Origin of the sequence: Hyalangium sp. (assembly GCF_035629615.1) — a bacterium.
In the GTDB taxonomy this organism is placed as follows: Bacteria; Myxococcota; Myxococcia; order Myxococcales; family Myxococcaceae; genus Hyalangium.
The window spans coordinates 1-9,669 of the sequence record NZ_DASPHO010000490.1 but is presented as its reverse complement, the minus strand read 5'-3'; the positions used below and the strand labels follow the sequence as shown (position 1 = coordinate 9,669).

Annotated in this window: 9 protein-coding genes and 2 pseudogenes; all 11 read left to right on the top strand. The window is 69.6% G+C overall.

Features of this window, described 5'->3' with window-relative positions; translation table 11 throughout:
• The coding region (locus tag VD972_RS25090; protein ID WP_324991139.1) for a response regulator at window positions 1–2,141 on the top strand (2,141 nt) is incomplete at its 5' end.
• Window positions 2,138–2,971 carry a CheR family methyltransferase gene (locus VD972_RS25085; protein ID WP_324991137.1) on the top strand — a complete coding sequence of 278 codons (834 nt, stop codon included), beginning with the start codon at window positions 2,138–2,140 and terminating at the stop codon, window positions 2,969–2,971. The genes VD972_RS25090 and VD972_RS25085, both read left to right, overlap by 4 nt.
• Window positions 2,968–3,510: a chemotaxis protein CheB gene (locus VD972_RS25080; RefSeq protein WP_324991135.1), complete on the top strand. Its 543-nt coding sequence runs from the start codon at window positions 2,968–2,970 to the stop codon at window positions 3,508–3,510. Before VD972_RS25085 ends, VD972_RS25080 begins: the two co-directional genes overlap by 4 nt.
• On the top strand, window positions 3,507–5,183 hold the full coding sequence (locus tag VD972_RS25075) for a hybrid sensor histidine kinase/response regulator (protein ID WP_324991133.1): 1,677 nt from the start codon (window positions 3,507–3,509) through the stop codon (window positions 5,181–5,183). The genes VD972_RS25080 and VD972_RS25075 overlap by 4 nt, the downstream gene beginning before the upstream one ends.
• Before the next feature lie 64 nt (window positions 5,184–5,247).
• On the top strand, window positions 5,248–5,649 hold the full coding sequence (locus VD972_RS25070; protein WP_324991131.1) for a hypothetical protein: 402 nt from the start codon (window positions 5,248–5,250) through the stop codon (window positions 5,647–5,649).
• Window positions 5,642–5,902: a DUF5985 family protein gene (locus tag VD972_RS25065; RefSeq protein WP_324991129.1), complete on the top strand. Its 261-nt coding sequence runs from the start codon at window positions 5,642–5,644 to the stop codon at window positions 5,900–5,902. Before VD972_RS25070 ends, VD972_RS25065 begins: the two co-directional genes overlap by 8 nt.
• A 14-nt stretch (window positions 5,903–5,916) precedes the next feature.
• Entirely contained in the window at window positions 5,917–6,189 is a 273-nt protein-coding gene (locus VD972_RS25060; protein ID WP_324991141.1) for a DUF5985 family protein, read from the top strand.
• Window positions 6,190–6,309: 120 nt separating this feature from the next.
• Window positions 6,310–6,708, top strand: a pseudogene (locus tag VD972_RS45545) (response regulator); the annotation flags it as partial.
• Window positions 6,703–7,155: pseudogene (locus VD972_RS45540) on the top strand (PAS domain-containing protein); the annotation flags it as partial. The pseudogenes VD972_RS45545 and VD972_RS45540, both read left to right, overlap by 6 nt.
• A 51-nt stretch (window positions 7,156–7,206) precedes the next feature.
• On the top strand, window positions 7,207–8,559 hold the full coding sequence (locus VD972_RS45535; protein WP_414654116.1) for a GAF domain-containing sensor histidine kinase: 1,353 nt from the start codon (window positions 7,207–7,209) through the stop codon (window positions 8,557–8,559).
• A 389-nt stretch (window positions 8,560–8,948) separates the two neighbouring features.
• Window positions 8,949–9,669 (top strand): serine/threonine-protein kinase (locus VD972_RS25050; protein WP_324991125.1); only part of this gene is annotated, 721 nt, incomplete at its 3' end.

Genomic DNA, 9,669 nt, shown 5'->3' with positions numbered 1-9,669 from the left:
CCAACATGAGCCACGAGCTGCGCACCCCGCTCAACTCGCTGCTCATCCTCAGCCAGACGCTCAGCGACAACACCGAGGGCAACCTCTCCGGGCGCCAGGTGGAGTTCGCCAAGACGATCCACGCCTCTGGCGCGGACCTGCTGGAGCTCATCAACGACATCCTCGACCTGTCGAAGATCGAGTCCGGCACCATGACGGTGGACGTGGGCCCGCTTCGCTTCGCCGATCTGCGCGAGTTCGTGGAGCGCACCTTCCGCCAGATCGCCGACAAGAAGGCGCTGGACTTCAGCATCACCGTGGCCCCTGAGCTGCCCCACGAGTCGCAGACGGACGCCAAGCGCCTGCAGCAGGTGCTCAAGAACCTGCTGTCCAACGCCTTCAAGTTCACTGAGGGCGGCCAGGTCACGCTCAGCGTCCAGGCGGCCCGCGGTGGCTTCACGCCGGACCACCCCATCCTCCGCACCGCCCCCACCGTGGTGGCCTTTACGGTCAAGGACACGGGCATCGGTATCCCCAAGGACAAGCACCAGATCATCTTCGAGGCCTTCCAGCAGGCGGATGGCTCCACCGCGCGCAAGTACGGCGGCACGGGCCTGGGCCTCTCCATCTCGCGTGAGATCGCCCGGCTCCTGGGCGGCGAGATCCGCCTGGAGAGCGACGTGGGTAAGGGCAGCACCTTCACGCTCTACCTGCCGCTCAACTACATATCCCCCCGGCCCGCGGAGCAGGGGAACGCGGTGGACAAGGCGGTCACCGGCGTCCAGGCGCTGCCAGCTCCTGCCGTGGGCTCCGTGCCTGTCCCGTTCCCTGCCCCTGGCGCCATCGCCGTCCCAGGCCCGGTCCCCGCGCCGATCGTGGAGGTGCCCGCGCCCGTCGTCACCCGGGTAGACATCGAGGATGACAGAGCCACCATTCACGCGGGTGACGCAGTGCTGCTGGCGGTGACGACCGCGCCGGACCACGCGGCGCGGCTGCGCGCGGCGGCCCAGGGGGTGGGCTTCAAGATGCTGGTCTCCACGGAGGCGGAGGCGGCGCTGGAGATGGCTCGCAACTCGCGGCCTGTGGCCGTCGCGGTGGACCTGGACCTGCCGGACATGGCCGGCTGGGTGGTGCTGGACCGGCTCAAGCACGACGCCGCCACCCGCGCGCTGCCCGTCTACACCGTCTCCGAGTCCGACCATCGCGAGCGCTCGCTCAACCTGGGCGCCCTGGGGCACCTCCTGGCCGCCGCGGATCCGGAGGCCGCCATCCAAGCCCTCCAGGCGCTGCGCGACTTCGTGGACCGCAAGGGCCGCAACCTCCTCATCGTCGAGGATGACGAGGTCCACCGGAAGACGCTCGTGGAGCTGCTGGGCAGCGAGGATGTGCAGACGGTGGCCGTGGGCACCGCGGCCGACGCGCTGGGAATCATCGCCGAGCGGCGCTTCGACTGCGTCGTGCTGGACCTGGGGCTGCCGGACATGCCCGGCGCGGAGCTGCTGAGCAAGCTGCACACGGAGCACGGCCGCGCCATTCCGCCCGTCATCGTCTACACGGGCCGCGAGCTGACGCGCTCTCAAGAGACGGAGCTGCGCCGGGTGGCCGAGGCCATCGTCATCAAGGACGCGCAGAGCCCTGAGCGGCTCCTGGAGGAGACGAGCCTCTTCCTCCACCGCGCGCCCGCGCAGATGCCCGAGCCCAAGCGCCGCATGCTGGAGAAGGCGCGCCACATGGATCCGCTCCTCGTGGGCCGCAAGGTCCTGGTGGTGGACGACGATGTGCGCAACATCTTCGCCCTCAACACCGTGCTGGAGCGCTTCGGGATGAAGGTGGTGTTCGCCGAGAGCGCCCAGGAAGGCATCGCCCTGCTGGAGCGTGAGCCCGGCGTGGAGCTCGTCCTCATGGACGTGATGATGCCGGAGATGGACGGCTACCAGGCCATGAGGGCCATCCGCGGCATGGAGCGCCTGGCCCACCTGCCCATCCTCGCGCTCACCGCCAAGGCGATGAAGGGCGACCGCGAGAAGTGTCTGGAGGCCGGCGCCTCCGATTACATCACCAAGCCGGTGGACATTGAAAAGCTGCTCAGCCTGCTGCGCGTCTGGCTGCACGCGCCGCGCGGCAGCGGCTCGAAGGCGCAGCGCACGGAGGCCGCTGAGTGAGCGCCGTTACTCACCGCGCGGAGCTCGAGGCCCTCGAGGTGGAGCTGCTCATCGAGGGCGTGCGGCGCCAGTACGGCTTCGATCTGCGCAACCACTCGCGGCCGCTGCTCCTGCGGCGGCTGCGGCGGCACCTGCGTGAGGAGCGGCTGGACACCTTCTCCGCGCTGCAGGGGCGCGTGCTGCACGACCCGGAGGCCCTGGAGGGACTGCTGCGCGCGCTGGCCTGCCCGCCGGACACCCTCTTCTCCGATCCGGCTTTCTTCCAGGCCTTCCGGACGCGGGTGGTGCCCATGCTGCGCACCTACCCCTCCATCCGGGTGTGGCATGCGGGCTGCTCCTCGGGTGAGGACACCTACGCTCTGGCCATCCTCCTCATGGAGGAGGGGCTGTGGGGGCGCTGCCGCCTCTATGCCTCAGACGCCAGCGAGGGGTTGCTGGCGGACGCGCGTAACGGGGTGCTGCGGCTGCCGGGTGAGGAGGACGCGCGCAACTACCGGGAGGCCGGCGGTCAGCGCGCGCTGACGGACTACTACACGCGGGACGGGGACTGGGCGGTGCTTCACCCGACCCTCCGGGAGAGCATCTTCTTCACCCAGCACAACCTGGCGACGGACGCCTCTTTCAACGAGTTCCAGGTCATCCTCTGCCGGGATACACTGCTGGCCTACAACCGTTCGCTGGCCAGCCGCGCGCACGAGCGTCTCTACGAGAGCCTCGTGCGGTTCGGGTTCCTGGGCCTGGGACGCAAGGAGTCCGTGGCTCGCACGCCCTATGCCAGGGCGTACGAGGAGCTGGAAGGCACTGGCCGCGTGTTCCGGAGGACGGGATGAGTCTCCTCGGGCTGTTGGTGGTGGGTGCGCCACAGGGCGCCTCGGCCGAGGTGGAGGCGCTGCTCGCCTCGCTGCCGCCGCGACTGCCTGTGCCCGTGCTGCTCGCGGTTCATCGCGGCCCTCAGGAGCTGCTGGCCGGCTCGCTGGCGCGCCGCTGCCCGCTGCCCGTCCTCGAGCCGGATGACAAGGACGAGCTCGTGGCGGGACGGGTGTATCTGGCGCCCGCGGGCTACCACCTGCTGGTGGATCGCAGCGGCGTCTGCCTCTCCCGCGAGCCGGCCGAGCATGGCCAGCGGCCTGCCATGGATCCGCTCTTCGAGTCTGCCGCGGATGCCTACGGCCCGGCCGTCGCAGGCCTGCTCTTCAGCGGGCATGAGGACGGGTGGGCAGGGCTGTCCAACCTGAGCTCGCGCGGAGGGCGCGTCGCCGTCATGGGTGAAGGGGACCCGGTGGAAGGTGTGGAGCGCGTGCCTCTGAAGGATGTCAAGGACTGGCTGGTGCGGCTGTCCTATGTGCCGAGGATGAAGGTGCAGCCATGAGCTCACAGTACAGGGACAAGGTCGCCATCCTGCTCGTGGATGATCAGCCCGAGGGGCTGATGGCGCTGGAGGCCACGCTCTCCCCGCTGGGGCAGCAGCTCGTCACCGCTCGCAGCGGCCGCGAGGCGCTGCGCCACCTGCTGCACCAGGACTTCGCCGTGGTGCTGCTGGACGTGGTGATGCCAGAGATGGACGGCTTCGAGACGGCCCAGCTCATTCGCGAGCGCGAGAAGAGTCGCAACACGCCCATCCTCTTCCTCACCGCCCTCTCGCGCGGCGAGGTGCCCGAGTTCCGCGCCTACGCGGTGGGCGCGGTGGACTACCTGCTCAAGCCGTACGAGCCGGACATCCTGCGCTCCAAGGTGAATGTCTTCGTGGACCTCTTCCGGAAGACGGAGATGCTGCGCCGCCAGTCGGAGGCCCTGCGCGAGGCGCAGCGGCGGGACCATGAGCGGGAGCTGGCCGAGGCCCACCAGCGGCTGGAGGTGGAGCGCTCCCGGTGGCGCGAGGAGCTGCTGCGCAAGGAGATGGAGACGGGCCGCAACCAGCAGCGGTGGCTGGAGGCGGTGCTGGCCGCGCTGCCTACGCCCCTGGCGCTGCTGGAGCCGGGCACGGGGCACACGCTCTTCGCCAACCGCGCCGCGCAGGAGCTGGCGGACGGGTGCTTGATCTACCGCGAGGCGCGGCAGCTTCACCCGGAGGTGGCCTTCACCGACAGCGAGGGCAGGGGGCTGCCCCACGAGGCCCTGCCGGCCGCGCGCGCCTCCCGGGGCGAGCGGCTCTCCGGCGTGCCCGTAGAGTGGCGGCATGGCGAGCAGCATGGCGCCGCGCTGGCCTTCTCCTCACGGCTGCCGCAGATGCATGGCCGCCCGGAGACGGTGCTGCTGGCCCTGCTGGACGTGACGGCGCTGCACGTCACCGAGAGGAACCTCCAGCGCGCGGTGCACGTGCGCGACGACTTCCTCTCCATCGCCAGCCACGAGCTGCGCACGCCGCTCACCTCGCTCAAGGTCCACATCCAGGGCGCCCTGCTCGCCGCGGCCCGGCGCAACGAGGAGCCCGTGCCGGTGGCGCAGTACGTCGCGAAGCTCGAGACGCTGGATCAGAACGTCAGCCGGCTCGCGCAGCTGGTGGACAACCTGCTGGACATCTCGCGCATCAACGCAGGCCGGCTGGACTTCGAGCTGGCGGAGGTGGATCTCGCGGCGGTGGTGCGAGAGGTAGCCACCCGCTTCTCCGAAGAGGCGACCCGGGCTGGCTGCCCGCTCACGGTGCGGGCGGAGAACCCCGTCATCGGCAAGTGGGACCGCAGCCGGGTGGATCAAGTGGTGACGAACCTGCTCACCAACGCCCTCAAGTATGGCGCCGGAGCGCCCGTGCAGCTCACCGTGGGGGAAGAGGCCACTCATGCCACCCTGGAGGTCCGCGACGAGGGCATCGGCATCCGTGATGAGGACCGCCGCCGCATCTTCGAGCGCTTCGAGCGCGCCGTCCCCCATGAGCACTACAGCGGCTTCGGGCTGGGGCTCTGGATCGTCCACGAGATCGTCGCGGTCCTGGGGGGCTCCGTGACGGTGGAGAGCAGCCCGGGCAAGGGGTCCATCTTCCGGGTCCAGCTCCCCTGGGCGCGCGAGCCGCAGGCGACCGAGTGGCGGCGGGCTGCCCAGGCGTGAACACGCCTGTACGGAAACGAAAAGAAAAGATTGATTTACCAACCACCGTGGGCAAGGTGGGCGTGTGAGTGACGCGGTCATCCCCCCGCGGGTTCAGCGGTTCATCTCGACGCACATCGACTCCATCGAGAAGCTGGAGGTCCTGCTGCTGCTGCGGGCGCGTGCGGATCGGGACTGGAATGCGCGCGATGTCAGCCAGGAGCTGCGCATCACCGAGGCCTCGGCGAACGCACGGCTGGAGGACCTCAAGGCGCGCCGGTTGCTGGTGGCCGCGGGGAATCCCCCCACTTACCGCTACAACCCGGCGAGCTCGGATGACGCGCAGGATGTGGCGCAGCTGCAGGAGACCTACAGTACGCGGCGGGTGAGCGTCATCTCGTTCATCTTCTCAAAGCCCCTCGACAAGGTGCGAGGGTTCGCGGATGCGTTCCGCCTGAAGCGGGACAAGGACGACGACCATGGCTGAGGCGGTCTACATCCTCTGTGCGCTGACGAGCATGGCGTGCGCGGTGCTGTTGCTCCGAGGCTATTCCCGCTCCAACCTGCGCCTGCTGCTGTGGAGCGGGCTGTGCTTCGTGGCGCTGGCCCTCAGCAACGTGCTGCTCTTCGTGGATCTGGTCATCACGGGACCGACGGTAGACCTGTCGCTCTGGCGCAGCTCCCTCGCGCTGGTGGGCGTGGCCACGCTGCTCTACGGCCTCATCTGGGACGCGCAATGAGCGGGGACGTGTTCGTGCTCAAGACGATGGTCAACGGCGGGCTCGTGCTGGCCTGCCTGGCCTGCGCCCTCTTCTTCTTGCGCTTCTGGAAGACTTCAAAGGACCGGCTCTTCGCCTTCTTCGCGTTCGCTTTCGGGGTGATGTCCCTCAACTGGACGGCGCTCAGCCTGCTGCAGGTGGACGACGAGCGGCGCCACTACATCTACTTCCTCCGGCTCGTGTCCTTCCTCCTCATCCTCTACGCCATCTGGGACAAGAACCGGGCCGGACGCGGCCGCGTCCCCTGAGGCCGGAGTGACACGGAGCCAACACTCCGTGCGCCTTGGTGCCCAGCCCCAGAGCGGGAAAACGCCCCTACTCGGAAGATCGGCGGGGCGATCCACTTGCCGATTCGAGTCTCAATCCTCATGTCGTGGGGGCTTTGTGCGCTCCACGGGTGGGGAATATCCGACATGCGGGAAGAACTTCCAGTCGCGAGCCTCCTCCTGGTGGATGACCACCCGGCGAACCTCGTGGCGTTGAAGGCGGCGCTGGAGCCGCTCGGGCAGCGCATGGTGCAGGCCCGCTCTGGCGCGGAGGCGCTCCAGCGGCTCTCGGAGGAGGACTTCGCCGCCATCCTGCTGGATGTGCAGATGCCAGGGCTGGACGGGTACCAGACGGCGCGCCTGATCAAGGCCCACGAGCGTGGCCGTCACGTGCCCTTGCTCTTCCTCACCGCGAGCCAGAGCGACGAGCGGCAGGTGCTGCGGGGCTACGCGCAGGGTGCGGTGGACTACCTGCTCAAGCCCCTGGATCCGGACGTGCTGCGCGCCAAGGTGGCCGTCTTCGTGGAGCTGTACCAGCGGCAGGAGCAGCTGCGCCGGCGCGAGGGGCAGCTGCGGGAGCAAGAGCGGGAGCTGCTGCTGCGCCAGACCGAGGCGCACTCGCGCGCGTTGTTGGAGGCGATGCCTCAGGCCGTGTGGGCCGCATGGCCGGATGACACGCAGGCCTGGTGCAACCCGGCGTGGATGAAGCTGATCAGCGCGCCGCAGCCGGTGGACTCGAGAGAGGCCTTCCTGGGGGCCGTCCACCCGGACGAGCGCGCGGCGGTGGAGGCGGGGTGGCGCGAGGCCCTGCGGACGGGGAACGCGTGGGAGGCGCAGCACCGGATGGGCCGCAGGGAGGTCTGGCGCTGGCACCGCCTGCGCGTGACGCCGCTGCCGTGCCCGGGCAAGCAGTGGCGGGGCTTTCTCTGCACGGCGACGGACATCGACGATGAGCGCCGCAGCCAGCAGGTCTCCCAGCTGCTGTCCCACGCCAGCGTGATGCTCTCCTCCTCGCTGGACTTCCACGCCACGCTCGCGCGCCTGGCCCAGCTCGTCGTGCCTCGCTTCGCGGAGTGGTGCGCGGTGGACGTGCTGGACGCGGAGCAGCCCGAGGCGGGGCTCATCCGCGTGGCGGTGGCCCATGTGGAGTCCCACAAGGCCGAGCGGGTGCTGGAGCTGCACCAGCGCTACCCGCCCCGGAGCGGGGCCGCCTCGGGAGTGGGGCACGTGCTCGCCACCGGGAAGCCCGAGTTGCTGCCGGAGGTGCCGGACGCGCTGCTGCACGGGCAGGTGACGGACGCGGAGCACCTGGCGCTGCTGCGGGAGGTGGGCTTCCAGTCCTGCATCCACGTGCCCATGCGCGCCCGGGAGCGGAACTTCGGCGTGCTGACCTTCGTCATCGCCGGCAAGCGCCACCGGTATGATCCGAGGGATCTGGCGCTGGCCGAGGAGCTGGGCCGCCGCGCGGGGGTGGCCATGGACAATGCGCTGCTCTACCGCGAGGCCCAGCGCGCCCAGCGCGCGGCCCAGGAGGCCAACCGCCTCAAGGACGAGTTCCTCGCCACGCTCTCCCACGAGCTGCGCACGCCGCTCACGTCCATCCTCGGGTGGACGCAGATGCTCCTCAAGCGCGACGACCTGGACGAGTCCGGCCGGCGCCGGGGGCTGGCGACCATCGAGCGCAACGCGCGCGTACAGCGCCAGCTGGTGGAGGACCTGCTGGACGTCTCCCGTATCACCAGCGGCAAGCTGCTCCTGAACCTGAAGGAGGTGTCGCTGCGCGAGGTGGTGGAGGCGGCGCTGGAGAGCGTGCGCCCGACGGCGGAGGCACGGGGCGTGCTGCTCCAGGCGGAGCTGGGACCGCTCACCGAGAGCGTCCTGGCGGACGCCACGCGGCTGCAGCAGGTGCTGTGGAACCTGCTCACCAACGCCATCAAGTTCACCGATCGCGGCGGGTGCGTGTGGCTGGCGGTGGGCCGGGACGGGGACAAGATGAAGCTGACGGTGCGCGACACGGGCAAGGGCATTCCGCCCGAGCTGATGCCCCACGTCTTCGAGCGCTTCCGGCAAGGCGACATCGGCCGGGAGCAGGGAGGCCTGGGCCTGGGCCTGGCCATCGTGCGGCACCTGGTGGAGCTTCACGGAGGCTCGGTAACCGTCCACAGTGAGGGGGCCGACATGGGCTCCACCTTCACCGTCGAGCTGCCGCTGCGCTCCAGCCGGCGGGAGTCTGTGCCGGAGCGGCTGGCCGCCGCTGGGTTTCCAGGGCTTGAGAAGGACGAGCGCCCGCACGCGGTGTCCGAGGAGCTCGTCGCGGCAGTGGCCACGCTCCTGAGTCAGGCTGCCCACTGAGGCGCTCGCCCTCCCACATGAGGCTGAAAATTCTTCTTCCCACCGGCGGAAGTTTTTACCGGCGCCTGCCTCACCGCCCTGCCCTTGAGGACGAGAGCCATCCCCCAAGAGTGTCCAAAATCTGAATCCGATCAACCGCTTGAGGGGGTCCTGCGCGCTGGGAGCATGTGAGCCGAGGTCGGCATGCTTGTCGCAAAGGGAGAGCCAGGTCCGGGCGCTGGGTGGGTCCCCGGCCGATTTTCCCTCTTCCTGAGTCGAGCCCTGTGCACGCACCTCTGTCTGCCTGCCATTGCGAGAGTCCGCACCGGGAATCCGCGGACTGCCCTACGCTCATCCGCTCGGGTGAGGGGCGGGCTGGGCCAGGCGCGGGGACTTCCCAGGAGCCTGCGTTGGCGCCGGACCGGGACGACTTCCTGGGCCAGAAGTTCGGCAGCTTCGAGGTGGTGCGAGAGATTGGCCGAGGTGGGATGGGGACGGTGTGGCTCGCCGAGCACACGCTCATCCGCAAGCGCGTGGCGGTGAAGGTGCTCCACGCGCACCTGGCGCGGGATCGGCGGCTCGTGGCCCGGTTCCTCTCTGAGGCGCGCACGCTGACGGTCCTCCAGCACGAGAACGTCGTCACGCTCTATGACCTCGACATGAGGGACGGGCGTCCCTACCTGGTGATGGAGTACCTGGAGGGGCAGAGCCTGGCCTCCTTTGCGCGCGCTCCGCTGGAGCCGGCGCTGGCGGTGGAGCTGCTCTCCCAGGTGTGTGACGCGCTAGGGACGGCTCATGGCCATGGTGTCATCCACCGCGATCTCAAGCCGGCCAATGTCTTCCTGGTGCCGCTGGGCGGCGGGCGCTACCGGGCGAAGCTGCTGGACTTTGGCATCGCCAAGTTTCTCAGCTACCCGATGGGCATGACGCCCACCCAGGATGGGATGTTGCTGGGGACGCCGGAGTTCATGGCCCCCGAGCAGTGTGGTGGCCTGGAGGTGGATGCACGCACGGACCTGTACGCGGTGGGAGTGATGGGCTACCAGCTGGTGACGGGGCGCCTGCCCTTCAGCGGGAGCCACCCGGCGGAGGTGCTGCTGGGCCACCTGCTGAAGGCACCGCGCCTGCCCC